Below are 26,554 nucleotides of genomic sequence, written 5' to 3'. Positions count from 1 at the left end.
AGGGGGACTTCTCCATGCCCATCACCGTGGCCCGGTTCAACCTCATCGATCCGAACGGCACCCCGGAAACCCTCTCGGCCCGCTACAGGGCCGCGCTGGAGATGGCGAAGTACGCGGACGACCGCGGGATCGACACCATCCAGACCGAGGAGCACCACGGCACCGACAACAACTGGCTGCCCTCACCCTTCGCCTTCGCGGGCGCGGTCTTCGGCGCCACCCGCCGGATCGCGGTCACCGTGTCGGCGATCATCGGCCCGCTGTACGACCCGCTGAAGGTCGCCGAGGACATCGCGGTCCTCGACCTGCTCAGCGGCGGCCGCCTCGTCACGGTGGCCGGCATCGGCTACCGGCCCGAGGAGTACGAGCAGCACGGCGTGGAGTGGGGCCGGCGCGGCAAGCTCCAGGACGAACTGCTGGAGACGCTGCTGCAGGCGTGGACCGGCGAGCCGTTCGAGTTCCGGGGGCGTACCGTACGGGTCACCCCGCGGCCGTTCACCCAGCCGCACCCGCTGCTCCTGGTCGGCGGCAGCTCCGAGGCGGCGGCGCGCCGCGCGGCCCGGCTGGGGCTGCCGTTCTTCCCCAGCGCGCACCTGCCCGAGCTGGAGGCGTACTACAACGCCAAGCTCGCGGAGTACGGCACGGAAGGCTTCTGCATGATGCCGGCGGCCGAGACGCCGTTGCTGCACATCGCCGAGGACCCGGACCAGGTGTGGGCCGAGCACGGAGAGCGCTTCCTCCACGAGGCCGGCACGTACGCGTCCTGGCAGTCCAAGGACATCCGCAGCGCCGTGCGGTCGGGCGCGCACACGGTCGGGGAGCTCCGGGCGGAGGGCGTGTACCGCGTCCTCACGCCGGACGAGGCGGTCGCGTACGCCCGCGGCGCCGGCGAGGCGGGGAACCTGGTGCTGCACCCGCTCTGCGGCGGGATGCCCGTCGACGAGGGCTGGCGCAGCCTGCAGCTGCTGTGCGAACGGGTACTGCCCCGGCTCAAGGGCTGAAGCGCCGAGCAGGGCAGTACCCGTTCCGAGAGGAGAGGGGCTGTGGCGGGGTGGTCAGCCCATCTCCTCCAACGCCTTGCCCTTGGTCTCCGGCACCCATTTGAGGACGAAGGGGATCGAGAGCACGGCGAAGACGGTGTAGATGACGTAGGCGCCGGACAGGTTCCAGTCCGACAGGCTCGGGAACGTCACGGTGATGACCCAGTTGGCGATCCACTGGGCGGCGGCGGCGACACCCAGGGCGGCGGCGCGGATGCGGCCGGGGAACATCTCCCCGAGCAGCACCCAGACGACCACGCCCCAGGACAGCGCGAAGAAGAGGACGAAGCAGTTGGCCGCGACCAGGGCCACGATGCCCTGGGCGTGCGGCAGCGTGACGTCGTCGCCGGTGCCGGACGTGAAGGAGAAGGCCCAGGCGGCCAGACCCAGCGAGATCGCCATGCCGCTGGAGCCGATCAGCGCGAGCGGCTTGCGGCCGATCCGGTCCACGAAGATCATCGCGATCACCGTGCCGATGATGTTCACGACCGAGGTCTCGAAGGAGTACAGGAACGAGGCGCTCGGGTCGATGCCGACCGACTGCCACAGCGAGGAGCTGTAGTAGAAGATCACGTTGATGCCGACCAGCTGCTGGAAGAGCGACAGGCCGATGCCGACCCAGACGATCGGCAGGAAGCCGACCTTTCCTCCGAGCAGGTCCTTGAAGGTGGACTTGTGCTCGGAGCGCATGGCGTGCTCGATGTCCGCGACGCGCGCGTCGAGGTCGATGTGCGAGCCCTCGACCTCGCTGAGCACCTTCCTGGCCTCGGCGTTGCGGCCGACGGAGACCAGGAAGCGCGGGGACTCCGGGATGACGAAGGACATGAGCCCGTAGAGCACGGCCGGGACGACCATGACGCCGAGCATCCACTGCCAGGCTTCCAGTCCGCCGAGCTCGCCGCGCTGCTCGCCGCCCGCGAGGTTCAGGATCCCCCAGTTCACGAGCTGCGAGATGGCGATGCCGATGACGATCGCCGCCTGCTGGAAGGACGCCAGCCGGCCGCGGTACGCGGGCGGGGACACCTCGGCGATGTAGGCGGGGCCGATGACGGAGGCCATGCCGATGCCGAAGCCGCCGACGACCCGCCAGAGGGCGAGGTCCCAGAGGGCGAAGGGCAGCGCCGAGCCGATGGCGCTGGCCGTGAAGAGGACGGCGGCGATCTGCATGCAGCGGATGCGGCCGATCCGGTCGGCGATGCGGCCGGCGGTCGCGGCGCCGAAGGCGCAGCCGATCAGCGCGGCGGCGATCACCTGGGCGAGGGTGCCCGGGCCGACGTCGAAGCGGTCCTGGATCGCGACGACGGCGCCGTTGATGACGGAGCTGTCGTAGCCGAAGAGGAACCCGCCCATGGCGGCGGCCGCGGTGATGAAGATGACGTGCCCGAGGTGGTCGGGGTGGGACGAGTCGCCGCCGCCTGACGCCGAGGCCCGCGCTGTGCTGCTGGTCAAGGTCTGCTCCTGCGTGCCCGGCTGCGGTGGCGGGCGGGTGGGGGTAATTCCTTCCAGTGGCGCACAGGTCATGATCCGGCACCACCCGAAAGAAGACAGCGGAGTGAGCCTATGTGTTCATTTCTTGAAGTCAAGAGTTCAGGAGCGGTGAAATTCTCCTGGCTTGAACCCCAACCAAGAAGGCCAGAAGTTCACTTCTTGAACGATGCAGAGGCTGACGCGTGTCACCGCAGACGCTGGCTGATGACCTTCGAGACCCCGTCTCCCTGCATCGAGACCCCGTAGAGCGCGTCGGCGACCTCCATCGTCCGCTTCTGGTGCGTGATCACGATCAGCTGCGAGCTCTCCTGGAGCTCCTCCATGATCCGGATCAGCCGCTGCAGGTTGGTGTCGTCGAGCGCGGCCTCGACCTCGTCCATCACATAGAACGGGCTGGGCCTGGCCTTGAAGATGGAGACCAGCAGCGCCACGGCGGTCAGCGAGCGCTCGCCGCCCGAGAGCAGCGACAGCCGCTTGACCTTCTTGCCCGGCGGACGTGCCTCGACCTCGACTCCGGTGGTGAGCATGTTGTCGGGGTCCGTCAAGACGAGCCGGCCCTCGCCGCCGGGGAACAGCCGCGAGAACACGCCCTCGAACTGCCGGGCGGTGTCACGGTAGGCCTCCGTGAACACCTGCTCGACCCGGGTGTCGACCTCCTTCACGACCTGAAGGAGGTCGGCGCGCGTCTTTCGTAGATCTTCCAGCTGTTCGCTGAGGAACTTGTGCCGCTCCTCGAGCGCCGCGAACTCCTCCAGAGCCAGCGGATTGACCTTGCCGAGCTGCTGGTAGGCGCGTTCGGCCGCCTTCAGCCGCTTCTCCTGCCGGGCCCGTACGAAAGGCCCCGGTTCGGCGTCGCCGTCCGGCGCCTCGCCGTCCGCGGGCGGGCTCGGCGGCACCGGCTGATCAGGTCCGTACTCGCCGACGAGTGCCTGCGGGCCGATCCCGAACTCCTCCAGCGCGCGGCCCTCCACCTGCTCGATCCGCAGGCGCTTCTCGGCCCCGAGCACCTCGCCGCGGTGCACGGAGTCCGTGAGCTTGTCGAGCTCGCCCTTGAGGTCGCGGCCCCGGCTCCGGGCCTCCCCGAGCTCCCGCTCGCGCAGCCCCTTCGCGTACTCGGCGGTCGTGCGCTCCTCGGCCGCGCGGGTCAGCGACACCTCGATGTGCGCGAGCAGCTGCCGGGCTCCGTCGGCGACGGCACCCGCCACCTCCGCCTCGTACCGCAGGCGGGCCCGGCGGCGCTCGGCCCTGGCGCGGGCCTCCCGCTCGGCTCGGGCCGCGCGATCGAGGGAGTCGGCCCGGCCGGCCAGCCCCTTGACCCGCTCCTCGTGGGTCCTGAGCTGCAGCCGGGCCTCCATCTCGGTCTGGCGTGCGTTCGCCCCGTCGGCCGCGAGCCGGTCCCGGCGGGAGGTGTCCGGCTCCTGCGCACCCTCCCCGACGGGGTCCTTCTCCTCGGCGGCAGCGAGCCGCTCCGCGCACTCCTCGACGTCGGCCAGCGCCTGCTCCAGCGCGTCCTGGGCCTTGGCCGCGGCCGCAGCCGCACGCTCGGCCTCGCCCAGCGCCCCCTTCGCCTGCCCGGCGAGCCGCCCGAGCTGCTGCGCGACCCGGGCCCGCGCCTGTTCGGCGGCCCGGCGCAGCTCCCCGAGCTCCTCCACGCGGGCGCCGGCCAGGGCCCGGCGGGTGTCGGCCGCCTCCTTCCCGGCAGCCAGCAGCAGGCACTGCTCGTCCAGCCGGGCCACCTCCGCGACGGCCTCGTCGACGGCCGCCTGCACCTCGATCAGGCTGGGCACCCCGGCGGACCCGCCGTGCGCGAGGTGCGCCCCGAGGACGTCACCGTCGGTGGTCACGGCGAACAGGTCGGGCCGCGCGGCCACCAGCGCCTCGGCGTCGTCCAGGCCGTCCACGACGACGAACTCCCGCAACACCCAGGCCACGGCCCGCACGACCTCGGCATCCCCCCGCACGAGCCCGCCGGCACCCACCCCGGGCACCCCACCCCCCAGAACCGGGGCAACCGCCCCCCGGGCCCCATCCGACACCTGAGCGCCAGAACCCGGCCCCACCGGGCCCGAAGCGGAGCCGGACACACCCGGCTCCGTCGACCCCTGAGCCATGGCATTCGGAGCGGAGGCCGGCCACGCCGGCGTTCGGGGCGCGACACCGTCGGCGGCGCCGTCCGCCGGCCCGTCAGGGCCCCCGCCCTGGCCGGGAACCGCGGCGCAGCCCCCCGGCGGGGTGATCAGGAACGTGGCCCGCCCCGCGTCCGCGGTGCGCAGGTGGCGGATGGCCCTCGCCGCCGACGAGCCCGACGCGACCGCCACCGCGTCCGCCGCCGCGCCGAGCGCCGCCGCCACCGCCGTCTCGTACCCGGGGGCCACGGACAGCCGTTCCGCCGCGGGGCCGAGCATCCCTTCCAGCCGCGCAGCGAGCAGCGCCGCCGTGCCGTCCTTGCGGCGCAGCCCCATCGACAGGGCGTCACGGCGCGCCGATACCGCCGCCCGTGAGCGTTCCGCCGCCGCCAGGGCGTCCCGGGCCGCGCCCAGCCCGGCTTCCGCCGCCGCCAGTCCGGCCCGCGCGGCCTCGTAGTCGTCTTCGACGGACGCCGAGGAGCCACCCGCCCCCGACGCCCCCGGCTCCCCGACCTCCTCCGCCAGCGCCTCGTACTCCTCCCGCGCCGCGACCGCACGGGACTGCGCCTCGTCGCGCGCCGCCACCAGCCGGTCGATCTCCGCTTGTGCCGCGCCCGCCCGGGAGCGCGCCGCTCCCAGCCTGCCCGTCAGCCGCGCGAGCCCCTCGCGCCGGTCGGCGATGGCCCGGGCCGCGTCCCTGAGCCGCCGTTCCTCGTCCGCCAGGGACCGCTCCAGCTCGGCCCGGTGGGCGACGGTGTCCTCCAGCGCCCGCGAGGCCGCCTCCAGCGCGGCGGTCAGCTCCGCTTCCTGCTCCCGGATCCGCGCGGCCTCCTTCTCCATGCTCTCGGGGTCCCTCTGCCCCGGGCCGCGCCGGTCCTCCTCGGCCGGCGCCGAGGCCGACTTGACCCGCGCGTCCGCCAGGGACGCGGTCCCGCGGACCCGCTCGGCCAGCTGCGAGAGCTCGTACCAGGTCTGCTGCGCGCGCTGGAGCCGCGGCGCGAGTGCCCGTACGGCCTCCTCCAGTTCCGCTTCCCGCCGCGCCGCCTCCGCGAGCTGCGCCTCGGCGGCGTCCTTGCGCTCCTTCAGGGCCGCCTCGTCCGCGATCTCCGCGTCCAGGGCGCCCTTGAGGGTCACGAGGTCGTCGGCGAGCAGCCGCAGCCGTGCGTCGCGCAGATCGGCCTGGATCACGGCCGCCCGCCGGGCCACCGCCGCTTGCCGCCCGAGCGGCTTGAGCTGGCGGCGCAGCTCGTCGCCCAGGTCCTGCACGCGCGCCAGATTGGCCTGCATCGCGTCGAGTTTGCGCAGCGCCTTCTCTTTGCGTTTGCGGTGCTTCAGCACTCCGGCAGCTTCCTCGATGAAGGCGCGGCGGCCCATCGGATCGGCGTGCAGTACGGAGTCCAGCTGGCCCTGTCCGACGATGACGTGCATCTCCCGGCCGATGCCGGAGTCGGAGAGCAGCTCCTGGATGTCGAGGAGGCGGCAGGTGTCCCCGTTGATCTGGTACTCGCTGCTGCCGCCGCGGAACATGATCCGGGTGATGGTGACTTCGGCGTAGTCGATGGGCAGCGCGCCGTCGGAGTTGTCGATGGTCAGCGAGACCTCGGCGCGTCCGAGCGGCGGGCGTCCGGTCGTGCCGGCGAAGATGACGTCTTCCATCTTGCCGCCGCGCAGGGATTTCGCCCCTTGTTCGCCCATGACCCAGGAGAGCGCGTCCACCACATTGGACTTGCCGGAGCCGTTGGGGCCCACGACGCAGGTGATGCCCGGCTCGAAGCGCAGGGTGGTGGCGGAGGCGAAGGACTTGAAGCCACGCAGGGTCAGCGACTTGAGGTGCACGGCGCCGGACTCTCCCTTTCACGTTCGGTTTCACCCATGAAGGTGCAGGGCACATCAGACGTTAAAGGAACCGGCCCCCCACCTGGCGCAACGCCGCCCGGCACCACCGGCAGGCGGAAGGGGAAAGGGGAAAGGCCCGCGCGCCGGGAAAGCGCGCCGGGAAAGAAAGAAGGGACGCCGAAGCGTCCCTTGCAGATCTTGCTGGGGTTATCGAGCGACGAGGGAGCGCGGATCAGGTGAGCGCAGGCTCCGCCTGGGGTACGTCGAGGTCGATGCTGTCAAGCAGCGAGTCTCCGTGCTGTGCGGCGGCCGCGTTCAGTGCGTCGTTCTCGGACTGAATTCGTCCGAGCTCGGACTCGAGGTCCTGGACGCGCTGCTGAAGCCGTCGCATCTCGGCGAGGAGTCGCGGGTCGGAACCGCCGACGTAACCGAGAAGCGCCTTTGCCATGATGGATGGTCCTCCACACTGAGTGACCGACCGAAGCGGTGTGGGTCGTGAGGGAATCGCACCCGCGGATGTTCGGCAGCGACTGTCAGTCACTGCGCGCGTTCCATGGTTACTGCCACCACTGCCAAACAGCTCAGGTGCGCGGGGCTTTCAGCGTCTCACCAAAAAGTTTGACGGTCAACACGATCACGCCCCGTATCGGCGGGCATCCCGGGCCTCGCAAGGGCCGTGGAGATCATCCTCGTCTCCGAGCCTTCCACGGATCGCCGCGCTCGGCAACGCCTCGGCGGTGAATGCGCAGATCCGACCACCTGCGGACCATCCGGAGATCTGTTCAGTGCATGATCAGTCGATCGGTCACCGGATCGCGAATCCGTCGTAGCCACCGCGCGGTGTGCCCCAGATCTCTGTCACTCCGTCCACCCGCCCGGGCGTGTCGCTGCCGTGCAGCCACTGCAGGAGCCGGTGGCAATTCTCACGTTGACCTTCGGCCACCACCTGTACTCGCCCGTCGTCGAGGTTGAGCGCGAAGCCGGCCAGTCCGCCGATCTCCAGGGCATTGGCCCTGGTGAACCAGCGGAAGCCCACTCCCTGTACACGGCCGCGCACCCAGGCGGTCATCCGGACCTCTTCGTTCATGCCTGAACGCTAACCGGGCAAACGTTTTCGGGTCACGGCGCCCCCGGGTGCCATGGCGTACAGTCGCGCAGCAATGAACTCACCCATTTGGGTGAGTAAAGGTTGATCTTGAACTGCGAGGAAGGCAGCCGAGATGGGACGCCACCGACTCCACGCCGCACCCCGCCGCGGTGCAAAGCGCCGCACCGTCGTGCGCGGCGGCCTCCTCGGCGCCTGCGTGGCCGTGGTCCTCGGCACCGCCGCGGTCACCACGGGCGTCGTCCCCGTCGGCTCCGCCTTCCCCTATGTAGGGGTCGAGGGTGCGGGCTCCGGTACGAAGACGCAGGCCGAGGCCCAGGCCTCGCCGAGCCCCGCCCGGTCGCTGGAGCAGCAGGGCGGCCTCGCCAACCTCTCCGGCCGTGCCTCCGCCGGTCCGGGGTCGGGCTCGGCCTCCCCTTCCGCGTCGCCTTCTCCGTCCGCCTCGCCCTCTCCGTCCGCCTCGCCTTCCCCGGCTCCCTCGGCTCCCTCGGCCGAACCGTCGAAGGCCCCGCAGTCGAGCCCGGCCCCCACCCCGCCGAAGCCGGCCGCTCCGAAGCCGGCCGCTCCGATACCGGCCGCTCCGAAGCCGCCCGCCCCGAAGCCGGCCGCTCCGAAGCCGCCCGCCCCGAAGCCCGCCACTCCGCCGGCCCCGACGGTCTCCACCGGGCACTCGGCCGAGGAGGCCGCCGTACTCACCCTGGTCAACCAGGAGCGGGCGCAGGCCGGATGCGGTCCGGTCCGGGCCAACCCGCCGCTGGCGACGCTGGCCGAAGCCTTCAGCAAGGACATGGCCGTCCGCGGCTTCTTCGACCACACGGACCCCGACGGCAACACCCCGTGGGACCGGGCCACCAAGGCGGGCATCTCGGGCATGGGCGGCGAGAACATCGCGCGCGGCCAGGGTGACGCGCAGGCGGTCATGAACGCCTGGATGGACAGCCCGGGCCACAAGGCGAACATCCTCAACTGCGAGTTCCGCACTCTGGGCGTCGGCGTGTACAACGCCTCCGGCGGCCCGTGGTGGACGCAGGACTTCGGCTTCTAGTGCTGTGACCGGGAGGGTGTGCCGGTCCGCGGCGCTGCCGGTCCGCTGCCGCGTCGTCGCGGCAGCGGTCGGAGGATTCGGTCACGCCTGAATCATTGGCGGTATCCCCCGTGGCACGCGGAAGGTACCGACATGACCTCGGACACGATCACCGCGAAGGCATCAGGCACCTGGAGACTCGGCGACCTGGAGATCAACCGGATGGGATTCGGCGCGATGCGCCTGCCCCAGACCGGTGAAGCGCTCACGGCCGACGCCGCTTCGCGCGAGCGCGGCCAGTCGGTCGGGGTGCTGCGCCGCGCCGTCGAGCTCGGCGTCAACCACATCGACACCGCCGCGTTCTACTTCTCGCCGCTGCGCTCGGCCAACGAGCTGATCAGTCGCGCCCTGGCCCCGTACCCGCGCGACCTCGTCATCACGACGAAGGTCGGGCCGGGCCGCGACCCGTCGGGGGCGTGGCTGCCGCACGCCACCCCCGGTCTGCTGCGCGGCCAAGTCGAGGAGAACCTGCGCCAGCTCGGCCGCGACCACCTCGACGTGGTCAACCTGCGCGTGGTCGGGACCGGTTCGATCGCCGAGCGGTTCGGCGCTCTGGCCGAACTGCGCGAGGCCGGGCTCATCCGCCACCTGGGCCTGTCCAACGTGACACCCGGACACCTCGCGGAGGCCCGGGCCATCGCGCCCGTCGTGTGCGTGCAGAACCCGTACGGGATCGGCATGCGCCCCGATCAGGACGAGTTCGTCCGTGCCTGCGGGGAACAGGGCGTCGCCTTCGTCCCGTTCTACTCGATCGCCGGCCCGGGCCGGCAGGTGGGAGCGGGCGGAGCGGACGAGGCGCGGGAGGTACGGGCCGTCGCCCTGGCGCACGGTGCGAGCGCCGCGCAGATCCGGCTCGCGTGGACCCTGCACCGCGGCCCGCACGTCCTGGCCATCCCCGGTACCGGGGACCCGGACCACCTCGCCGCCAATGTGGCGGCGTCGGCGATCCGGCTGTCGCAGGCCGACCTGGACCTGCTGGAGTCGGCCCACCACGGAAGGGCCTGAGCCCGCGGGACACGGCGGCGCGGCTTCCCGCCGCGCACGGCCGTGTCCCGGTCCGCCGTCAGGCCGTGCCTCAGGCGGAGGCCAGGGCGGCGCGACCGGCGAGGAGGACGCGGGTCTGCTCGGTCACGCGGCGGCCGAGGTGCTCGGCGGTCGCGATGTCGGCCTTGTGGACGCCTTCGGCACCCTGGTCGCTGTTGGACTGGGCGGCGGCGCCGTCGAAGAAGCCCAGGCGGTTGAGGTCGTTCTCGGAAGCGGTGCTGGAGTTCCAGCCCGGCTTCAGACCCAGGTTGACCCAGCTCATGCCGTGCTGCGAGGCCAGCGTCTGGAAGAAGTCGAGGGTGTTGCCCTTGTCGCCCGACTTGGATCCGGAGTTGGTGAAGCCCGCGGCGACCTTGTCCTGCCAGCCGGCGGTGAACCAGATCTTGGAGGTGGCCTCGGCGAAGACGTGGAAGGCGCCCGAGGCGGTGCCCATGTAGGTGGGGGCGCCGAAGACGATCGCGTCGGACGCGGTCAGAAGCTCCCACTGCGCGTCGTCGATCTCGTCGACCTTGATCAGGTGAACCGTGGCACCGGCGTCGACGGCGCCCGCGCGGACGGCCTCGGCGATGACGGTGGTGTGGCCGTAGCCGGAGTGGTAGGCGATCGAGACAACAGGGGTGTACGTAAGACCGGACAAGGCGGGCTCCCTCGAAGAACACCGTGGTGGGTCACGGTGTTGTACGGCGTGATGTGACGAGAAGGAGCAAACCACTAACTTTTGGAAAGCGCAAGCAGAATGGCTGGCGCTGCGGGGGAGTAGGCTGAAAGCATGCAGACTGCAGCCTGCGGCGAAGCCGGGGACGACGGCGCCGCCGATCAGACATTCGACGTGTTCGCTCGCGACTGTCCGTCCCGAGAGACGCTGGAGCACGTCACGGGCCGGTGGGGCAGCCTCACCCTGGGCGCGCTGCGCGAAAGCCCGTGCCGTTTCAACGAGCTGCGCCGCCGCGTGGACGGCATCAGCGAGAAGATGCTCTCCCAGACCCTGCAGGCACTCGAACGCGACGGCCTCGTCCTGCGCGAGGCCCAGCCGACCAACCCGCCCCGGGTCGACTACGAGCTGACGCCCCTGGGCGCCGAGATCGCGGACCGCCTGATCGCGCTCATCGAGCTGCTGGAGGACAGGATGCCCACGGTGCTCTCGTCCCGGGCCGTCTACGACGCTTCGCGCGGCCGGCGCTGACAGCGCGGGCAGAAGTAGCTCGACCGGTTCATCCACGGCCTGCGCCGCATCGGGGTACCACAGCGGCGGCAGGGCTCGTCCTCGCGCCCGTAGGCGTCGAGGGACCGGTCGAAGTAGCCGGACTCGCCGTTGACGTTCACGTAGAGGCTGTCGAAGCTGGTGCCGCCGACGGCGAGGGCCTCGTTCATGACGTCCCGGACGTGACCGAGGAGCTCGCTGCTCGAAGGGCGCGTGAGGGTGGCCGTCTGACGCTCGTAGTGCAGTCTGGCGCGCCACAGCGCCTCGTCCGCGTAGATGTTGCCGACCCCGCTGATCAGCGACTGGTCGAGCAGCGCCCGCTTCACGGTGGTCCGCTTGGCGCGCAGCGCCAGGTGGTAGGCGGCCTCGTCGAAGAGCGGGTCCAGCGGGTCCCGCGCGATGTGCGCGATGACGTCGGGCAGCCCCTCCGGGCTGTCGGCGACGCTCTCGTGGAGCGACAGCCCGCCGAAGGTCCGCTGGTCCACGAAGCGCAGCTCGGTCCCGGCGTCGTCCTGGAAGCGCACCCTGATGCGCAGGTGCTTCTCGTCGGGCGCGTCCGCGGGCTGCACGAGCAGCTGCCCGCTCATCCCGAGGTGGCCGAGCACGGACAGGTCCCGCTCCACCAGCGGCAGCCACAGGTACTTCCCTCGGCGCCGGGGCACCCCGAAGGTCTGGCCCGCGAGCCGCGCCGCGAAATCGGCGCCGCCGGCCGCGTGGCGGCGTACGGCGCGCGGATGCAGCACCTCCACGGCGCCGACGGTCCGACCGGCCACCCAGCGCTCCAGACCCCGCCGCACGACTTCCACTTCGGGCAGCTCGGGCACGGGTCCTCCGGAGGGTGCGGTGGCGAACGCTCACGGCGAGCGTACCGGCCTGTCCTCCGGGGTCCGCAAACGGGTCCGCCCGCCCTCGCGTGCGAGGGCGGGCGGGGAAATCCGGAAGAAAGCGTCAGGCTCCGGGCGCCGGGTCGACGGGCGCCTGCGCCCCGCCGTCCTTGGCCGCCGCACCGGCTTCGGCCCCGGTTGCGGCCCGGGCCGAAGCGGTGGCCTTGGACGGGACCTGCTTGGCCGCGGGTGCGGCCTGCGCCGCCTCCCGCTCGTCCGCCACGGTACGGATACCGCGCCACGCGGACTCCGCCGCCTGCTGTTCAGCTTCCTTCTTGCTGCGGCCGGTGCCGGTGCCGTACGAGACACCACCGACGCGGGCGGCAGCGGTGAAGGTCTTCTCGTGGTCCGGACCGGTCTCGGTGACCAGGTATTCCGGCACACCAAGACCTTCGGCCGCCGTGAGCTCCTGGAGACTGGTCTTCCAGTCCAGGCCGGCACCGAGGTTCGAGGACTTCTCGATGAGCGGGTCGAAGAGCCGGTGAACCAGCTCCGAGGCCGCGTCGAGGCCCTGGTCGAGGTAGACCGCGCCGATCACCGCTTCAAGGGTGTCGGCGAGGATGGAGGCCTTGTCCCGGCCGCCCGTGCCCTCTTCGCCCCGGCCGAGCCGGATGAAGGAGCCGAGTTGGAGGCCGCGGCTGACCTCCGCAAGTGCGCGTGAGTTGACGACCGCTGCCCGCAGTTTGGCCAGCTGGCCTTCCGGCAGGTCCGGATGGGTCGTGTACAGCGTGTCCGTGACCACCAGGCCCAGCACGGAGTCCCCGAGGAACTCCAGCCGCTCGTTGGTGGGCAGACCGCCGTTCTCGTACGCGTACGAACGGTGGGTCAGCGCACGCACCAGAAGGGCGGACTCGAGGTGGTACCCGAGCCGCCCTTCCAGAAGCGTGTGGGACGAGGCCGCGTTCTTACTGTCTGCCTGCTTCTCAGCGTTGGACAGCTCAGACATTGCGCCTCTCACCAGCCGCTCAGACCTCGAGGACCTGGCGCTTGTTGTAGGTGCCGCAGCTCGGGCACGCAATGTGCTGGAGCTTCGGCTCCTGGCAACGCTCACACGAAACCAAGGTGGGGACCGCAGCCTTCCACTGCGACCGGCGGTGGCGCGTGTTGCTGCGCGACATCTTCCGCTTCGGAACAGCCACGGCTACTTCTCCTGCTTCTCGGCGGCGCTCTGAACTCCGTCAGACGCAGTGCCGCTCATGTTGTCCTTCTCGACGCCCTGATCGGTGACGAGTCCTTGCAATGCCGCCCAACGGATGTCGACGGCGTCATGGTGGTGGTCCGGGTCGTCGTTCAGGCTGAGCCCGCAATCGGGGCACAGTCCGAGACAGTCCTCCCGGCACACCGGCTGCAGCGGCAGTGCGAGCACCACCACGTCGCGCAGCACGGGTTCGAGGTCGAACAAGCCGTCCTCGAGAAAGAGCGTGTCCTCGTCGTCCTCGGCGTCGTCGGCCGGCTCCGCCTTCGAGCGGTTCCGGTCGTCGGCGTCAGGGTACGAGAACATCTCCTGGAAGTCCGCCTTGAGCTCGCGCTCCACGGCCTCCAGACACCTTACGCACTCCCCTGCGGCCATTCCACGGACGGTGCCTGTGACAAGCACCCCTTCCATGACCGACTCGAGGCGGAGCTTGATGTTCAGCCGGTTGCCTTCCGGCACTCCGATGACGCCGGCGAGACCGAGGTCCGCCGGTGCCGCGATCTCACGGGACAGCCGCAGCATGGCACCAGGACGCCGACCCAGCTCGTGCGTGTCGAACACGAGGGGGTTGTGGTGGTCGAGGCGGGTATTCAGGGCCGTTCCTGCTTTCACAAAATCACTGGAGACTGCTGAAGATCAAGAATTCCGCCACTCAAGGGCAGCATGGATCGCGGTGCATACGCGCGACCGAAGAGCCAGGATACCCGCCGCTTCGCCCTGCGCCCAATCCAGGCCCCGAGGAGCGCTCAGCGGCCCTGCTCGTACTGCCGCAGCTGCTCCAGGTTGATCATGCTCGTGTCGAAGAAGCTGGTCTCGTCGAGCGCCGCCTGCTGCTCCTGCGTGCCCTGCTGGGGCTGCTGGTAGCCCCCGTACGGGTCGGACCGCTGCTCGTAGGAGACGGCGTAGGGGTCCGGCTGCTGGACCTGCTGGTAGTTCGCGTAGGGGTCCTGGTAGCCGTAGCCGTCCTGCTGCACGGGCTGCTGGTAGGAGTACCCGTCGTACGCCGGCTCCTGCTGCTGGGCGTGGACCTGGGACTGCGACTGCGCGGGGATCAGCGGGGCCTGCGGCTCGGCCAGGCCCGCCAGGAAGTCCGCGTCGCTCGCGGAACGCGACTGCTGGATCCCGGCCGCGTCCTGGGCGGCCATGTGCGCGCCGAGGTCGTCGGTGGCCACCCGGCCGTGGAGCTTCTGCCGGCCCCGCCCGACGGCCTCCAGGGTCTTGGCGAGCACCGCCTCGAAGGTCGCCAGCTTGCTGTCCACGTACGCGTCCGCCTGCTCGCGCTGCGTCTGCGGGTCGTGGCTGCGCTCGGGCGCCTCCTCGTCGGGGTAGCCCTGCTCGTCGAGCCCGGGGCCCCGGCCCAGCAGCTTCTCGCGGCCGCGGTCCACCGAGCCGATGGTCTTGGTGAGCACGACCTCGAAGTTCGCGAGCTTGCTGTCGACGTAGTCGTCGGCCTCGGCCCGGATCTCCTCGGCCTCCCGGCGGGCTTCGCCGAGGATCCGGTCCGCCTCGTCCTGGGAGCGGCGCGCGACCTCGGTGTCGGAGATCAGCGAACCGCGCTGGGCGTGCGCCGACTCGATGATCCGCTCCGCCTCGCGGCGGGCCTCCTCGACCATCTGCTCGCGTCCGCCGATGAGCTCCTGAGCCTGCGCGAGCGAGCCCGGCAGGGCTCCGCGGACCTCTTCGAGCTGGGCGAGCAGCTCGGCGCGGTTGATCACGCACGAGGCCGACATGGGCATGGAGCGGGCGCTGCCGACGGCCGCGACGATCTCGTCGAGCTTCTTCTGCACGTCCATGGGGGCTCGCACTCTCTCGGCCTCGGGCGGTTCCCGAGACGGACGCAACGACTTTAAGGCCACCGGGCCGGGACCCGGCAACGGCCGATGCCCGCTCAGCGGTCGGCCAGGCGCTCCATCAGCGCCGCGTGCACGTGCGCGGGCAGCAGGTGGGCGACGTCGCCGCCCCAGGCGGCGACTTCCTTGACCAGGGAGGAGGACAGGAAGCTGTAGGTGGGGTTGGTCGGGACGAAGAGCGTCTCGACGCCCGACAGGCCCATGTTCATCTGGGCCATCTGCAGCTCGTAGTCGAAGTCGCTGACGGCCCGCAGGCCCTTGACGATGGCCGGGATGTCCCGCTGCTTGCAGAAGTCGACGAGGAGTCCGTGGAAGGACTCGACCTCGATGTTGCCGTAGTCGGCGGTCGCCTCGCGGATCAGCTCGATCCGCTCCTCGACGGTGAACAGCCCCTGCTTGGACTGGTTGATCATCACGGCGACATGGACCACGTCGTAGAGCCGCGAGGCCCTGCCGATGATGTCGAGGTGACCGTTGGTGATGGGGTCGAACGACCCCGGACAGACGGCGCGGCGCAACTGGATTCCCTCGTTCCCGGGTGCGGGCTTCATGAGTCTTCGCTGGTGAAGGCGGCGCGACCGTACCAAAGGGTGCCTTCGCCGTACTTCCGGGACCGGAGCGGCTCGAAGCCCTCGGGCCACGGGAAGGCGCCGCTCCTCGTCCTGCGCTCCACGGTGACGAGAGCATCGCCGGTGAGCCAGTCATTGGACCGGAGTGTGAGCAGGATCTCGCGAAGATCGTCGTGCTCCACGTCGTACGGCGGGTCCAGGAAGACCACGTCGTACGGCTCCCCGTGCAGGGGGAGCGCCGCGATCTGCTCGGCCCGGCCGGATCGGAATTCGGCGCCGGGCAGGCCGATGGCCTTGATGTTGTCCCGGATGGCCTTGGCGGCCTTGGCGTCGGGCTCGACGAGCAGCGCGTGGACCGCGCCGCGGGAGAGCGCCTCCAGGCCGACGGCGCCGGAGCCGGCGTAGAGGTCGAGCACGCGGGCCCCCTCGACTCCGTGCAGCGACTCCCAGGTGGAGAAGAGGCCTTCGCGCATCCGGTCCGAGGTCGGGCGGGTGCCGGTGCCGGGCGGTACGGCGAGGCGTCGCCCGCCGGCGCTTCCGGCGATCACGCGGGTCATCTGGGGTCCTTCGGTGAGGCGAGCGGGGAGGTGGTGCAGGCCTTCAACGATAGGTCGTACCGCTCACCCCTTCTCCAGGTACTGCTCGCGCTCGGTGTCCAGCAGCGCCTCCAGGGCGGTCCGCAGCCCCGGCAGCTCCGCGAGCTCCGGGTCGGCGGCGACCACGCGGGTGGCCTCCTCGCGGGCCTGGGTGATGACCTCCTCGTCCTCGATGACCGCGAGCATCCGCAGCGAGGAGCGGACTCCGGACTGGGCCTGGCCGAGGACGTCGCCCTCACGGCGCTGCTCCAGGTCGATGCGGGACAGCTCGAAGCCGTCCAGGGTCGCGGCGACGGCGGCGAGCCGGGCTCGGGCGGGGCTGGCCTCGTGCATCTCGCTGACCAGCAGGCACAGTCCGGGGGCGGAGCCGCGGCCGACGCGGCCGCGCAGCTGGTGGAGCTGGGAGACGCCGAATCGGTCCGCGTCCATGATCACCATGACGGTGGAGTTGGGGACGTTCACCCCGACCTCGATGACGGTCGTGGCGACGAGCACCTTGACCTCGCCGGCGGTGAAGCGGCGCATGACGTCGTCCTTGTCGGCGGGGTCCATCCGCCCGTGCAGCACTTCGACGGACAGTCCGGCGAGGGGGCCGCGGCCGAGTTGCTCGGCGATCTCCAGCACCGCGAGCGGGGGCCGCTTGTCGCCGTCCTCCTCGGCCGCCTTCTTCTTGGCGTTCTTGGCGCCCTTGCCGTTCTTCGCGTCGTCCTCCCCGTCGCCGATGCGCGGGCAGACCACATACGCCTGGTGGCCGTTCTCGACTTCCTCGCGGACCCGCTCCCAGGCCCGCGCCAGGAAGTGCGGCTTGTCCTTGGCGGGCACCACGTGGGTGGCGATCGGGGAGCGTCCGGCGGGCAACTGGTCCAGGACGGAGGTCTCCAGATCGCCGAAGACCGTCATGGCGACCGTGCGCGGGATCGGGGTGGCGGTCATGACGAGCAGGTGCGGGGGCTGCTTGCCCTTGGAGCGCAGGGCGTCGCGCTGTTCCACGCCGAAGCGGTGCTGTTCGTCGACCACGACCAGCCCGAGGTCGTGGAACCGCACCTTGTCCTCGATCAGCGCGTGGGTGCCGATCACGATCCCGGCCTCGCCGGTGACCAGGTCGAGCAGCGCCCGGCGGCGCGCGGGCACGCCCATGGAGCCGGTGAGCAACACGACCTTGGTGCCCCGGTCGGAGCCGCCCAGCATCCCGCCTTCGGCGAGCTCGCCCATCATCTCGGTGATGGACCGGTGGTGCTGCTGGGCGAGCACCTCGGTGGGCGCGAGCATCGCGGCCTGACCGCCGCAGTCCACGACGGCGAGCATGGCCCGCAGGGCGACCATCGTCTTGCCGCTTCCGACTTCTCCTTGGAGGAGGCGGTGCATGGGGTGGTCGGCGGCGATGTCGTCGAAGATCTCCTTCGAGACGGTCTCCTGGCCTTCGGTGAGGGTGAAGGGGAGCTTGGCGTCGAAGGAGTCGAGGAGGCCGCCGGGCGCGGGGCGGCGCGGCACGGCGGGGAGCTGGGAGTCGGCGCGCCGGCGGCGGGCCAGGGCGACCTGGAGGACGAAGGCCTCGTCCCACTTCAGGCGCCCGCGGGCGTCCTCGACGTCGGCCTTGGTCGCCGGGCGGTGGATCTTCAGCAGGGCCTCGGTGAGCGGGACCAGCCCACGGCCCTCGCGCAGGGCGGCGGGAAGCGGGTCGACGACCTCCTGCGCTCTGGGCAGTACGGCGTCCACACACTTGGCGATCTTCCAGGACTCCAGCTTCGCGCAGGCCGGGTAGATCGGGATGAGCCGGCTCGCGAAGGCGGCCGCCGCGTCGGACTCGCCGGCCTCGGCGCCCAGCGGCTCGTACGCGGGGTGGGCGAGCTGGAGCTTGTGGTTGAACTTCGAGACCTTGCCGGCGAACATCGCCCGGCTGCCGGGCAGCAGGTCCTTGTGCGGCTTGTGGACGCCCGATCCGAAGAAGACGAGCTGGATCCGTCCGCTGCCGTCGGTGATGGTGACTTCGAGGCGTTTTCCGCCCCCGCGGCTGCCCTGGTAGGTCATCAGCCGGGCGTCGGCGACCTGCGCGACCACCGTGACGTGCTCGTCGATCTGGTCGGCGAGTTCGGCCAGGGACGTCAGCTCGCCGCGCTCCGCGTACCGCCGCGGGTAGTGGTGGAGCAGGTCCAGGGCCGTGTGCAGGCCGAGCTGCTCGGCCAGCACCTTGGCGGTGGCGGGGCCGAGGGTCTTCTTGAGGTCTTCGTCGAGCGCGGGCACCTGTTCATTGCACACCATGGCGCCGACAACCCGGCTATTCCACCCCGATGAGCAGCGGCGCCGACCAGCGCCCGCCCCGGTAGGTCACGGTGTCGACGGCCAGGTGCCCGTGCTGGACGTACGCCTCCAGCCGCTCGGCCAGCGCGTCCGGCACGTCGGGTCCCAGGACCAGCGTGACGAGTTCGCCGCCGGATCCGAGCATCCGGGCCAGGACGGCCTCGGCGGTCTGCGCCAGGCCCTCGCCGATGACGACGACGTCGCCGTCGATGAGCCCGAGCACGTCGCCGGCCTGGCAGATGCCGGCCGAGGTGAAGGACTGCCGTTCGGCGACGGCGAGTTCGCCGTAGCGGGTGGCGCCGGCGGCCGCGGTCATGGCGACCACGTCCTCGTCGAAGGTGCCGTCCTGGTCGTGCACGGCGAGCGCGGCCAGGCCCTGGACCTCGGACCGCGTGGGGATCACGGCGACGCGCACGCCGTCGGCGCGGGCCTGTTCGGCGGCGGCCGCCGCCACCGCCCGCAGTTCGACGTCGTTCGCCAGCAGCACCACCTCGCGGGCGTGCGCCCGGCGGACGGCGTCGGCGAGTTGGGCGACGGACGGCGGCGGTCCGCCGGGCCGGGCGAGCACCGTGGTGGCGCCCGCCTCCTCGCACAACCGGGCGAGCCCCTCGCCCTGGACCACGGCGACGACGGCCCGCTGGACGCGCTCGCCACGGGCCCGGCGCCGCTCGTCGCCGAAGTGCGTGATGCGGATCCGGTACGGCCGCCCGGCGGCCACTCCGGCCTCGACGGCCGCGCCGGGGTCGTCGACGTGCACGTGGACGTTCCACAGTCCGTCGCCGCCGACCACCACCAGGGAGTCGCCGAGTCCGTCGAGCCGCGTGCGCAGCTCCCCGACCGCCGTCCCGGACGCCTCCAGCAGGTAGACCACCTCGTACCCGGGGCCGCCGCCCTCCTGCACGCAGGGTTCGGACGGCTGCGGTACGGGCACGGCCCGGCCGCGCACCGGCTCGGGGGCGGGCTCCTGCCCGGACAGCGCCTGCCACAGGGCCCCGAGGACCGCGACCAGCCCGCAGCCGCCGGCGTCCACCACCCCGGCCCGGCCCAGTACGGCCAGCTGCCCGGGCGTCCGCTCCAGGGCCGCGCGGGCCCCGTCGTAGGCGGCCCGGGCCACGTCGGCGACGGTTCCGGCGGCGGCCTCGGCGACCGCGGCGGCCTGCGCGGCGGCGGTGGCGACGGTGAGCATCGTGCCCTCCACCGGGTGCGCGACGGCCTGGTACGCCTCCTCGCGGGCCCGGTCCAGCGCCTGGGCGAGCAGCCGCGCGGGCCCCCGCCCGCCGGGCTCGTCGCCGAGTACGTCGGCCACTCCGCGCAGCAGCTGCGCGAGGATCGTCCCGGAGTTGCCCCGGGCGCCTATGAGGGCGCCGTGCGCGAAGGCGCGTACGGCCCGGGGCAGGGAGGCCCGCGCTGTGCCGTCCGTCACGCCGTCGAGGGCCTCACCGAGTTCCCGGTCGGCCGATTCGGCGGTCAGGTAGAGGTTGGTGCCGGTGTCCGCGTCCGCGACGGGATAGACGTTGATCGCGTCGATGTCCTCGCGGGCCCGGCCCAGTGCGGCCAGGGCCAGCGAGCTCCAGGTGCGCACCGCTTCGGCGTCGAGGGCGTCGCGCTCGTCGACGGGATGCGGCTGCGGCTCGTGCGCCACCGGGCGTTCCTCCTTGTGCGGGCCAGGGTTCACCGCAGGGTAACGAAGGACTGCCGGGGAGTCGGGACCCCGGGGCGGGGGCGGCGGCGGCCATGGTAGTTTTCTTGGACCGAGGCAGGCGTTGTATGCTGCTCCGGTTGCCCGATGAGAGTCGGGCCATTCCTCCGGCAAACCACTTCAGACTCCCTGATTCCGGTGCGCCGGAATTCACTGTAAGTGCATCTGAAGTCTTTGGAGTGACCTGTGGCTGCCAACTGCGACGTTTGCGCCAAGGGGCCGAGCTTCGGCAACAGCATTTCCCACTCGCACCGCCGCACCTCGCGTCGCTGGAACCCGAACATCCAGCGCGTCCGTGCCGTGGTCAATGGGACGCCGAAGCGCCTCAACGCCTGCACCTCGTGCATCAAGGCCGGCAAGGTCTCGCGCTGACGCCTCCCGTCGTAGCGCAGCCCTTTCCGGTTGCTGAGAAGGCCGGTCCACCTGGTGGGCCGGCCTCTTGCTTTGCCTGATCGAACCTGTGGGGCCTGCCTCACCTCGTGAACTCACGCGGTGGAGCAGGCCCTACAGGCGTTTCAGCGCCGACGCCACGCGTGGTCGACCGGTCCGGTGCCCGCGCCGAGCGCGAAACCGGCCGCGATGGCGCCCGTGACGTACTCCTTGGCCGCCGTGACGGCCTCCGGGACCTCCAGGCCCTTCGCCAGGCCCGCCGCGATCGCGCTGGCCAGCGTGCAGCCCGTGCCGTGCGTGTGCCGGTTGGCGTGGCGGGGGGCGCGCAGCCAGTGCTCGGCGGTGCCGTCCGTCAGCAGGTCGACGGCCTCGCCCCCGTGCGCGGCGAGGTGGCCGCCCTTGATCAGCGCCCACGCGGATCCGTAGGCGAGGACGGCGCCGGCGGCCCGGCGCATGTCGTCCTCGCTCTCCACGACGACGCCGGTGAGCTGGGTCACCTCGTCGAGGTTCGGGGTCGCCACGGTGGCCCGGGGCAGCAGTTGCGCGCGTACGGCGTCCAGCGCCGTGGCGGCGAGCAGCGCGTCCCCGTGCTTGGAGACTCCGACGGGGTCGACGACGACGGGGGCGCGGGTCGCGGCCAGGAGCTCGGCGACGGTTTCCACGAGCTCGGCGCTGGACAGCATGCCCGTCTTCACGGCCTGGACGCCGATGTCGTCCACCACGGCCCTGTACTGGCCCCTGACGGCGTCGGCGGGCAGTTCCCAGACGCCTTTGACGCCCAGCGAGTTCTGCGCGGTCACAGCGGTCACCACGCTCATCCCGTGGACCCCGAGTTCGAGCATCGTCTTGAGGTCGGCCTGGATGCCCGCGCCGCCGCCGGAGTCCGATCCGGCGACGGTCAGGCACAGCGGCGGGTGCGGGCGCCCTGGGGGGGACCCGGTCAACGCGGGGACTCCTCGGCGGCCTGGTCGCCGCCGAAGTGGTCCCAGCCGCCGGTGCTGGTCCAGGGGGCGCCGTCCACGGTCACCTGGGGCAGCGCGGAGCGGTTCTGCACCTCCCCGATGACCTTCCAGCGGGCCGGGAGCTTCACGTCGGGCGGGAAGGTGGCCACGATGGCGTGGTCCTCTCCCCCGGTGAGGACCCACTGGAGCGGGTCCACGCCGACGGCCTGCCCGATGTCGTGCATCTGCGTCGGGATGTCGACGGCCGCCGAACGCAGGTCGATCCGTACCTTGCTGGCCTCGGCGATGTGCCCGAGGTCGGCGATCAGGCCGTCGCTGACGTCGGTCATGGCCGTGGCACCGAGCCCGGCGGCCGCGGGGCCCGCGTGGTAGGGCGGCTCGGGGCGCCGGTGGGCCTCCACGAAGGCCCTCGGCGAGCGGAAGCCGCGCGAGAGCACCGCGAAGCCGGCCGCGGACCAGCCGAGCCAGCCGGTGACCGCCACCACGTCGCCGGGCTGGGCGCCGGAGCGCAGCACGGGCTCGTGGTTGCGCAGGTCGCCGAGCGCGGTGATGGCGACGGTGATGGTGTCGCCGCGGACCACGTCCCCGCCGACCACGGCCGCGCCGGCGACCTGGCACTCGTCGCGGATGCCGTCCATCAGCTCGGTGGGCCAGGTGACCGGCAGCTCGGCCGGGACGACGAGGCCGAGCAGCAGGGCGGTCGGCACCGCGCCCATGGCGGCGATGTCGGCGAGGTTCTGCGCGGCGGCCTTGCGGCCGACGTCGTAGGCGGTGGACCAGTCGCGGCGGAAGTGCCGGCCCTCCAGCAGGATGTCCGTGCTCGCCACGACCCGCCGGTCGGGAGCCGACACGACCGCGGCGTCGTCGCCCGGTCCGAGCCGGACCGCCGGGGTGGTGGTGAGCCGTGAGGTGAGCTCTCGAATGAGCCCGAACTCCCCCAGCTCGCCCACAGTGCCCTTCATCGCTGTGCCCCTTCTTGCCCAGTCCGCTTGCGGTCGCGAGCCGTCACAGCTCTGGGTACCGTCAACAGATACGTCAACTTCTGCTCTTCGTACGCCCCGCTGTGCGTGGTGCCGGACCCGCGGGTCTCCCCGCGGCGCTCGGCGACGCGGTACCGTGGCGTCCCTTCTTCCCCGGGCCCACCCGTGATCCCCGGGCCCACCCGAAGGGTAGGGGAAATGATCCTCGTGGCCGCCCTGGAGGTTCCGTGGTACAGGCGTACATCCTCATCCAGACCGAGGTGGGCAAGGCGTCGTTCGTCGCCGAGTCCATCGCGCAGATCGCGGGGGTGATCCAGGCCGAGGACGTGACGGGCCCGTACGACGTGATCGTGCGCGCCCAGGCCGACACCGTGGACGAGCTCGGCCGCATGGTCGTGGCCAAGGTCCAGCAGGTGGAGGGGATCACCCGCACCTTGACCTGCCCGGTGGTCCATCTGTAGCCCCCGTCTACTCTTGGCCGGTGATGTCACGACACCGCCGGCCCTTGTCTCTGCTCGCCGCACTGACCGCGCTGGCCGCTCCGGCGGCCCTCGCGGGCTGTTCTCCGGGTGGTTCCGAGGCCCGTGTGACCCCGCCGTCCGCTCCGCCCGCCGAGGTCGCGGGCCTGTGTGCGGCGCTGCACGAGGAGCTCCCCGCGACGGTGTCCGGCCTGGACCGGACCCCGGCGGTTCCGGCGTCCGATCTGACCGCCGCGTGGGGCGGCTCGGCGATCGTACTGCGGTGCGGTATCGCCCGACCCGGGAAGATGGCGGACGAGGCGCAGGACGGCGTCGACGTGAACGGTGTCGGCTGGCTCCTGGAGAAGCTGGACGACGGCGGCTTCCGGTTCACCACCGGGATGCGGCTGGCGTACACGGAGGTCCGGGTCGACAAGGAGCATGCCACGGACGCGGGCATGCTGGTGGGCCTGTCCGCCGCGATCGCCAAGACCGTTCCGCGGGGCGTCTCCTCGTACTGAGGGGGCCCACCCCGCGCCGCTCACAAGGACCGCCCGCCGGCCACCCCTTCCGGGGCGGGTCGGCGGGCGGTCCTGTGCGTACGTCGGGACGCGCGGCCCGGGCTCAGCGCAGCCCGGTGGAGCGGCGCAGTGCCGCCTGGATCAGGCGGTCCACCAGCTCCGGGTACTCGATGCCCGACTCCTGCCACATGCGCGGGTACATGGAGATCGGGGTGAAGCCCGGCATGGTGTTGATCTCGTTGATGACGAAGGTGCCGTCCTCGGTGAGGAAGAAGTCGGCGCGCACCAGGCCCTCGCAGGACGCGGCGTCGAAGGCCTCGACCGCGAGCCTCTGGACCTCGGCGGTCTGCTCCGCGGTGAGCGGGGCGGGAACGATCCCGGAGGCGGAGTCGATGTACTTCGCCTCGAAGTCGTAGAAGTCGTGGCTGGAGACCGGCGGGATCTCGGCGGGCACGCTCGCGCGCGGCCCGTCCTCGAACTCCAGGACGCCGCACTCGATCTCGCGGCCGCGCAGCAGCGCCTCCACGATGATCTTCGGGTCGTGGCGGCGGGCCTCGCGGATCGCCGCGTCCAGCCCGGAGGCGTCGTCGACCTTGGTGATGCCGATCGAGGAGCCGGCCCGCGCGGGCTTGATGAACAGCGGCCAGCCGTGCTCGCCGGCGAAGTCCGAGATGCGGGCGAGGGCGCCCTCGCGGTCGTTCTCCCACTCGCGGGGCCGGATGGTCACGTACGGGCCGACGCGCAGCCCGAAGGACGTGAAGACCCGCTTCATGTAGTCCTTGTCCTGGCCGACGGCCGAGGCGAGGACGCCCGAGCCGACGTACGGGACGCCGGAGAGCTCCAGGAGGCCCTGGAGCGTGCCGTCCTCGCCGTACGGGCCGTGCAGGACGGGGAAGACGACGTCGACCTCGCCCAGGGCCTTGGGGACGGCGCCGGGCTCGGTGTAGACGACCTCGCGGCTGGCCGGGTCGACGGAGAGCACCACGGCGCCGTACTCGGAGTCCGCGAGCTGCTCGACGTTGGGGAGCTGCCGGTCGGCGATGGCCATCCGGGAGGGCTCGTCCGCGGTCAGCGCCCACCGGCCGTCCGTGGTGATGCCGATGGGCAGCACCTCGTACTTGGAGCGGTCGATCGAGCGCAGGACGGCGCCCGCGGTGACGACCGAGATGGCGTGTTCCGAGCTGCGGCCGCCGAACACGACGGCCACGCGGGGCTTGCGGCCCTGCTGCTCAGGGGTCTGGGGGAGGTTCTCGCTGCTCATATCGCCACGAGGGTACCCGCTCGAACGTCCGGAAAGCAGTCAGCGCCGTTCCGGTTTGGCGCTGCGCCCCATGAGTTCCTTCAGGGCGACCAGGGTGGGCTTGCCGTGGTGGACGATGTCGACGACGGTGTCGGTGATCGGCATGTCGACCCCGTGGCGGCGGGCCAGATCGGCCACGGACTGGCAGGACTTGACGCCCTCGGCGGTCTGCTTGGTGACCGCGATGGTCTCCTCCAGGGTCATGCCGCGACCGAGGTTGGTGCCGAAGGTGTGGTTGCGGGAGAGCGGCGAGGAGCAGGTGGCGACGAGGTCGCCGAGGCCCGCGAGGCCGGAGAAGGTGAGCGGATCGGCGCCCATCGCCAGGCCCAGGCGGGTGGCTTCGGCCAAGCCCCGGGTGATGAGCGAGCCCTTGGTGTTGTCGCCGAGGCCCATCCCGTCCGCGATGCCGACGGCGAGGCCGATGACGTTCTTCACGGCGCCGCCGAGCTCGCAGCCGACGACGTCGGTGCTCGTGTACGGGCGGAAGTACGGGGTGTGGCAGGCGGCCTGGAGGCGCCGGGCGACGTCTTCGTCCACGCAGGCGACCACGGAGGCGGCGGGCTGCCGGGCGGCGATCTCACGGGCCAGGTTGGGGCCGGTGACGACGGCGACGCGGCCGGCGGGGACCTTGGCCACCTCCTCGATGACCTCGCTCATCCGCTTGGCGGTGCCGAGTTCGACCCCCTTCATCAGGGAGACGAGCACGGTGTCGGGGGCGAGGAGAGGCGCCCAGTCGGCGAGGTTGCCGCGCAAGGTCTGCGAGGGGACGGCGAGGACCGTGAAGTCCGCGCCCGCCGCGGCCTCGGCCGGGTCGGTGGTGGCGCGGATGTTCGCGGGGAGTTCGACGCCGGGGAGGTAGTCGGGGTTGGTCCGGCTGCCGTTGACGGCGTCGGCGAGCTCGCGCCGGCGGCCCCACAGGACCACCTCGCAGCCGGCGTCGGCGAGGACCATGGCGAAGGCCGTGCCCCAGGAGCCGGTTCCGAATACGGCTGCCTTCACGGGACGTGTCACTTGTTGCCCTCTCCCGCGGCTTTGCGCCGCTGCTGCGCCCTGGCCCGGCGATGGTCGTACGGCTGCGGGGGCGCCTTGTCCCCGCGCAGTTCCTCCAGCAGCCCGGTGACGGCCGCCATGATGACTTCGGTGACCTCCTTGAGCACGTCCGGGGTGGGTTCCCGGTCGTAGTACTCGGAGAGGTCCACGGGCGGCCCGGCGAGGACCTGGAGGGTCTTGCGCGGGAACAGGCTGAGCTTGTTCTCCTTGGCGTAGGGCGGCATCGCGAGGTTCGCGCCCCACTGGGCCACCGGAATGACGGGGGCCTTGGTCAGGAGGGCCACGCGTGCGGCGCCGGTCTTGCCGGCCATCGGCCACATGTCGGGATCCCGGGTGAGGGTGCCTTCCGGGTAGAAAGCGACGCATTCACCCTTCTCGATCGCGGCCACGGCCGCCCGGAATGCGTCCAGGGCGTTGGTGGACTCCCGGTAGACGGGGATCTGGCCCGAGCCGCGCAGGATCGCGCCGACAATGGGGACGTCGAAGAGGGCCGCCTTGCCGAGCAATCGGGGCACCCGGCCGGTGTTGTACTGGAAGTGCGCGTAGGACAGCGGGTCCAGATACGAGTTGTGATTGACGGCGGTGATGAATCCGCCCTCGGCCGGAATGTGTTCCATTCCCCGCCAGTCCCGCTTGAACAGCACTACCAGCGGCGGTTTCGCGATGGCCGCCGCAAGGCGGTACCAGAAGCCGATTCTGCGGCGGGACACTCGGACACCTTCCTCTTGGACCGGTGCGCGGCTTGGGCGCCTCGGGGCCGGACAAGTGTCGCCCCGGGTCCGGTCTCTGTCGAGAACACCGTACGCCCCGCACACCCGGGTCAGGCCCCGGGTCGCCCGGCGTGAGGTGACAATGGGCCCACGCATGACCAGGTCATG

General features: G+C 71.7%; 26 protein-coding genes. 7 read left to right on the top strand and 19 right to left on the bottom strand.

Going from position 1 to position 26,554, the window contains the following annotated elements:
- Positions 1-14 precede the first annotated feature (14 nt).
- Positions 15-1,001 (top strand): LLM class flavin-dependent oxidoreductase, encoded by a 987-nt coding sequence (locus tag ACFWBY_RS13995; protein ID WP_385329382.1) that lies wholly within the window; start codon positions 15-17, stop codon positions 999-1,001.
- 54 nt (positions 1,002-1,055) lie between these two features.
- Here ACFWBY_RS13995 and ACFWBY_RS13990 read toward each other — a convergent pair whose 3' ends face one another.
- From ACFWBY_RS13990 to ACFWBY_RS13975, 4 genes are all read right to left on the bottom strand, one after another.
- Positions 1,056-2,489: a sugar porter family MFS transporter gene (locus ACFWBY_RS13990; RefSeq protein ID WP_385329384.1), complete on the bottom strand. Its 1,434-nt coding sequence runs from the start codon at positions 2,487-2,489 to the stop codon at positions 1,056-1,058.
- Positions 2,490-2,713: 224 nt separating this feature from the next.
- Entirely contained in the window at positions 2,714-6,490 is a 3,777-nt protein-coding gene (locus ACFWBY_RS13985) for an AAA family ATPase (protein ID WP_385329387.1), read from the bottom strand.
- A 232-nt stretch (positions 6,491-6,722) separates the two neighbouring features.
- Complete coding sequence (locus ACFWBY_RS13980) at positions 6,723-6,938, bottom strand: hypothetical protein (protein ID WP_030227372.1); 216 nt, start codon at positions 6,936-6,938, stop codon at positions 6,723-6,725.
- 357 nt (positions 6,939-7,295) lie between these two features.
- The gene (locus tag ACFWBY_RS13975; RefSeq protein WP_385329389.1) at positions 7,296-7,577 is read right to left on the bottom strand and encodes an acylphosphatase; all 282 of its coding nucleotides are present in this window, start codon (positions 7,575-7,577) and stop codon (positions 7,296-7,298) included.
- Between the two features lie 133 nt (positions 7,578-7,710).
- Here ACFWBY_RS13975 and ACFWBY_RS13970 point away from each other — a divergent pair, with 133 nt between their 5' ends.
- Both ACFWBY_RS13970 and ACFWBY_RS13965 read left to right on the top strand, forming a co-directional pair.
- Entirely contained in the window at positions 7,711-8,640 is a 930-nt protein-coding gene (locus tag ACFWBY_RS13970; protein WP_385329392.1) for a CAP domain-containing protein, read from the top strand.
- 132 nt (positions 8,641-8,772) lie between these two features.
- Positions 8,773-9,684 carry an aldo/keto reductase gene (locus tag ACFWBY_RS13965; protein WP_385329394.1) on the top strand — a complete coding sequence of 304 codons (912 nt, stop codon included), beginning with the start codon at positions 8,773-8,775 and terminating at the stop codon, positions 9,682-9,684.
- Between the two features lie 70 nt (positions 9,685-9,754).
- Here the strand turns inward: ACFWBY_RS13965 and ACFWBY_RS13960 are convergent, their stop codons facing one another.
- Entirely contained in the window at positions 9,755-10,360 is a 606-nt protein-coding gene (locus tag ACFWBY_RS13960) for a flavodoxin family protein (RefSeq protein WP_214947846.1), read from the bottom strand.
- Positions 10,361-10,492: 132 nt separating this feature from the next.
- On the opposite strand from ACFWBY_RS13960, the gene ACFWBY_RS13955 reads away from it, so the two are divergent.
- Complete coding sequence (locus tag ACFWBY_RS13955) at positions 10,493-10,906, top strand: winged helix-turn-helix transcriptional regulator (RefSeq protein WP_385329397.1); 414 nt, start codon at positions 10,493-10,495, stop codon at positions 10,904-10,906.
- On the opposite strand, the gene mutM is transcribed toward ACFWBY_RS13955, so the two are convergent.
- From mutM to ACFWBY_RS13910, 9 genes are all read right to left on the bottom strand, one after another.
- A complete protein-coding gene (gene mutM / locus ACFWBY_RS13950; RefSeq protein ID WP_385329399.1) occupies positions 10,879-11,748 on the bottom strand; it encodes a bifunctional DNA-formamidopyrimidine glycosylase/DNA-(apurinic or apyrimidinic site) lyase in 870 nt (289 codons plus the stop codon). The two genes, ACFWBY_RS13955 and mutM, sit on opposite strands and share 28 nt — an antisense overlap.
- Before the next feature lie 124 nt (positions 11,749-11,872).
- Positions 11,873-12,754: a ribonuclease III gene (gene rnc, locus ACFWBY_RS13945; protein ID WP_385329402.1), complete on the bottom strand. Its 882-nt coding sequence runs from the start codon at positions 12,752-12,754 to the stop codon at positions 11,873-11,875.
- 19 nt (positions 12,755-12,773) lie between these two features.
- Complete coding sequence (gene rpmF / locus ACFWBY_RS13940; RefSeq protein ID WP_003965982.1) at positions 12,774-12,947, bottom strand: 50S ribosomal protein L32; 174 nt, start codon at positions 12,945-12,947, stop codon at positions 12,774-12,776.
- Between the two features lie 2 nt (positions 12,948-12,949).
- Positions 12,950-13,597, bottom strand: a complete 648-nt coding sequence (locus tag ACFWBY_RS13935; RefSeq protein WP_385329713.1) for a YceD family protein — start codon at positions 13,595-13,597, stop codon at positions 12,950-12,952.
- Positions 13,598-13,749: 152 nt separating this feature from the next.
- Entirely contained in the window at positions 13,750-14,796 is a 1,047-nt protein-coding gene (locus ACFWBY_RS13930; RefSeq protein WP_385329404.1) for a DivIVA domain-containing protein, read from the bottom strand.
- Between the two features lie 95 nt (positions 14,797-14,891).
- Positions 14,892-15,371, bottom strand: coding sequence for a pantetheine-phosphate adenylyltransferase (gene coaD, locus ACFWBY_RS13925; protein ID WP_385329715.1), 480 nt, complete (start codon positions 15,369-15,371; stop codon positions 14,892-14,894).
- Between the two features lie 29 nt (positions 15,372-15,400).
- Positions 15,401-15,979, bottom strand: a complete 579-nt coding sequence (gene rsmD, locus ACFWBY_RS13920; RefSeq protein ID WP_385329407.1) for a 16S rRNA (guanine(966)-N(2))-methyltransferase RsmD — start codon at positions 15,977-15,979, stop codon at positions 15,401-15,403.
- A 63-nt stretch (positions 15,980-16,042) separates the two neighbouring features.
- Positions 16,043-18,277 (bottom strand): ATP-dependent DNA helicase RecG, encoded by a 2,235-nt coding sequence (gene recG / locus ACFWBY_RS13915; protein ID WP_385329410.1) that lies wholly within the window; start codon positions 18,275-18,277, stop codon positions 16,043-16,045.
- Positions 18,278-18,293: 16 nt separating this feature from the next.
- On the bottom strand, positions 18,294-19,958 hold the full coding sequence (locus tag ACFWBY_RS13910; protein ID WP_385329413.1) for a DAK2 domain-containing protein: 1,665 nt from the start codon (positions 19,956-19,958) through the stop codon (positions 18,294-18,296).
- Positions 19,959-20,201: 243 nt separating this feature from the next.
- Here ACFWBY_RS13910 and rpmB point away from each other — a divergent pair, with 243 nt between their 5' ends.
- A complete protein-coding gene (rpmB, locus tag ACFWBY_RS13905; protein WP_073911113.1) occupies positions 20,202-20,387 on the top strand; it encodes a 50S ribosomal protein L28 in 186 nt (61 codons plus the stop codon).
- Between the two features lie 143 nt (positions 20,388-20,530).
- On the opposite strand, the gene thiD is transcribed toward rpmB, so the two are convergent.
- Both thiD and ACFWBY_RS13895 read right to left on the bottom strand, forming a co-directional pair.
- Positions 20,531-21,349 carry a bifunctional hydroxymethylpyrimidine kinase/phosphomethylpyrimidine kinase gene (gene thiD / locus ACFWBY_RS13900; RefSeq protein ID WP_385329415.1) on the bottom strand — a complete coding sequence of 273 codons (819 nt, stop codon included), beginning with the start codon at positions 21,347-21,349 and terminating at the stop codon, positions 20,531-20,533.
- Positions 21,346-22,329, bottom strand: a complete 984-nt coding sequence (locus ACFWBY_RS13895; protein ID WP_385329418.1) for a thiamine-phosphate kinase — start codon at positions 22,327-22,329, stop codon at positions 21,346-21,348. The genes thiD and ACFWBY_RS13895 overlap by 4 nt, the downstream gene beginning before the upstream one ends.
- A gap of 245 nt (positions 22,330-22,574) precedes the next feature.
- Between ACFWBY_RS13895 and ACFWBY_RS13890 the strand changes: the two genes are divergently transcribed.
- Positions 22,575-22,808 carry an Lrp/AsnC ligand binding domain-containing protein gene (locus ACFWBY_RS13890; RefSeq protein WP_214947835.1) on the top strand — a complete coding sequence of 78 codons (234 nt, stop codon included), beginning with the start codon at positions 22,575-22,577 and terminating at the stop codon, positions 22,806-22,808.
- A 23-nt stretch (positions 22,809-22,831) separates the two neighbouring features.
- The gene (locus tag ACFWBY_RS13885; protein WP_385329420.1) at positions 22,832-23,326 is read left to right on the top strand and encodes a DUF3515 domain-containing protein; all 495 of its coding nucleotides are present in this window, start codon (positions 22,832-22,834) and stop codon (positions 23,324-23,326) included.
- Positions 23,327-23,429: 103 nt separating this feature from the next.
- Here the strand turns inward: ACFWBY_RS13885 and ACFWBY_RS13880 are convergent, their stop codons facing one another.
- The 3 genes from ACFWBY_RS13880 to ACFWBY_RS13870 are packed head-to-tail and all read right to left on the bottom strand — an operon-like array spanning position 23,430 to position 26,386.
- Positions 23,430-24,587 carry a D-alanine--D-alanine ligase family protein gene (locus ACFWBY_RS13880; RefSeq protein ID WP_385329422.1) on the bottom strand — a complete coding sequence of 386 codons (1,158 nt, stop codon included), beginning with the start codon at positions 24,585-24,587 and terminating at the stop codon, positions 23,430-23,432.
- Positions 24,588-24,626: 39 nt separating this feature from the next.
- Positions 24,627-25,637, bottom strand: coding sequence for an NAD(P)H-dependent glycerol-3-phosphate dehydrogenase (locus tag ACFWBY_RS13875; RefSeq protein WP_385329424.1), 1,011 nt, complete (start codon positions 25,635-25,637; stop codon positions 24,627-24,629).
- Entirely contained in the window at positions 25,634-26,386 is a 753-nt protein-coding gene (locus ACFWBY_RS13870) for a lysophospholipid acyltransferase family protein (protein ID WP_385329426.1), read from the bottom strand. Before ACFWBY_RS13870 ends, ACFWBY_RS13875 begins: the two co-directional genes overlap by 4 nt.
- Between the last annotated feature and the right edge of the window lie 168 nt (positions 26,387-26,554).

The sequence above is a fragment of the Streptomyces sp. NPDC060049 genome, from assembly GCF_042736715.1.
Classification (GTDB): domain Bacteria; phylum Actinomycetota; class Actinomycetes; order Streptomycetales; family Streptomycetaceae; genus Streptomyces.
This window is presented reverse-complemented; position numbering and strand designations above follow the sequence as displayed.

Coding starts and splice junctions, on each gene's coding strand:
- ACFWBY_RS13965 (WP_385329394.1), top strand. CDS start 8,773: ATGACCTCGGACACGATCACCGCGAAGGCATCAGGCACCTGGAGACTC.
- recG (WP_385329410.1), bottom strand. CDS start 18,277: ATGGTGTGCAATGAACAGGTGCCCGCGCTCGACGAAGACCTCAAGAAG.
- ACFWBY_RS13995 (WP_385329382.1), top strand. CDS start 15: ATGCCCATCACCGTGGCCCGGTTCAACCTCATCGATCCGAACGGCACC.
- ACFWBY_RS13885 (WP_385329420.1), top strand. CDS start 22,832: ATGTCACGACACCGCCGGCCCTTGTCTCTGCTCGCCGCACTGACCGCG.
- ACFWBY_RS13880 (WP_385329422.1), bottom strand. CDS start 24,587: ATGAGCAGCGAGAACCTCCCCCAGACCCCTGAGCAGCAGGGCCGCAAG.
- rsmD (WP_385329407.1), bottom strand. CDS start 15,979: ATGACCCGCGTGATCGCCGGAAGCGCCGGCGGGCGACGCCTCGCCGTA.
- ACFWBY_RS13975 (WP_385329389.1), bottom strand. CDS start 7,577: ATGAACGAAGAGGTCCGGATGACCGCCTGGGTGCGCGGCCGTGTACAG.
- ACFWBY_RS13955 (WP_385329397.1), top strand. CDS start 10,493: ATGCAGACTGCAGCCTGCGGCGAAGCCGGGGACGACGGCGCCGCCGAT.
- rnc (WP_385329402.1), bottom strand. CDS start 12,754: ATGTCTGAGCTGTCCAACGCTGAGAAGCAGGCAGACAGTAAGAACGCG.
- ACFWBY_RS13895 (WP_385329418.1), bottom strand. CDS start 22,329: ATGAAGGGCACTGTGGGCGAGCTGGGGGAGTTCGGGCTCATTCGAGAG.
- ACFWBY_RS13970 (WP_385329392.1), top strand. CDS start 7,711: ATGGGACGCCACCGACTCCACGCCGCACCCCGCCGCGGTGCAAAGCGC.
- ACFWBY_RS13980 (WP_030227372.1), bottom strand. CDS start 6,938: ATGGCAAAGGCGCTTCTCGGTTACGTCGGCGGTTCCGACCCGCGACTC.
- ACFWBY_RS13930 (WP_385329404.1), bottom strand. CDS start 14,796: ATGGACGTGCAGAAGAAGCTCGACGAGATCGTCGCGGCCGTCGGCAGC.